This is a genomic window from Methylorubrum zatmanii (assembly GCF_014845115.1).
Lineage (GTDB): Bacteria > Pseudomonadota > Alphaproteobacteria > Rhizobiales > Beijerinckiaceae > Methylobacterium > Methylobacterium zatmanii.
Window position 1 is genome coordinate 1 of the sequence record NZ_NKUI01000346.1, and the last position, 590, is coordinate 590.

A 590-nucleotide genomic window follows, 5' to 3' on the forward strand; every position below is an offset into this window, starting at 1 on the left:
GATCGCCCGCAATGTTCTTGTTTTGTTCTTTCATCGTGACACCGCCCGAACCGAGGAAGCTCCGGGAGGCTACGGGAAAATCGTCCTAATGCAAGTCTTGACAGAAAACGGTGCTGCCGCTGGTTGCACCGTCACACTGTTGTATGGTCATGCCGTCCCGGGTCGCGTCGGCGGGTGTTTGAGGACTTCAGCGATCTCGGCCTCGGATTTGCCGCGAACCGCGTACCCCATGCGCTCGAAACGTTCGATGAGGCGGTCGCTCTCGCAGGCGGAGCGGGCTGCCCATTCCGCCAGAACTTCATTGGTTTTGGAGAGCTGTTCGGAAGGGTTGTCTTCGCTCATGCGAATGGAATGCGGCAGAGGAAGCTCCGTTCCCGGACTTTGCTGTTGATAACCCGATTCGGCCCCACCTGACAGGAGGGGTTGGCTGGCGGGGCCGCTTCGAGACGAGGCTTACGCCGCCGCGTCGTAATCCGGGCGCGGCTGGCCGAGACCGATTGCCTTGGCGAGGTCGGAGCGGGCCTTGGCGTAGTTCGGCGCGACCATCGGGTAATCGGGCGGCAGGCCCCACTTGGCGCGGTACTGCTCGG

The 590-nt window shown here is 62.4% G+C and carries 2 protein-coding genes; both read right to left on the minus strand.

Annotated elements, in window-relative coordinates:
• Positions 1-147: 147 nt before the first annotated feature.
• Entirely contained in the window at positions 148-342 is a 195-nt protein-coding gene (locus MZTS_RS24635) for a hypothetical protein (protein ID WP_192285949.1), read from the minus strand.
• 111 nt (positions 343-453) lie between these two features.
• On the minus strand, positions 454-590 hold a 137-nt coding region (locus MZTS_RS24640; protein ID WP_192285951.1), incomplete at its 5' end, for a MucR family transcriptional regulator.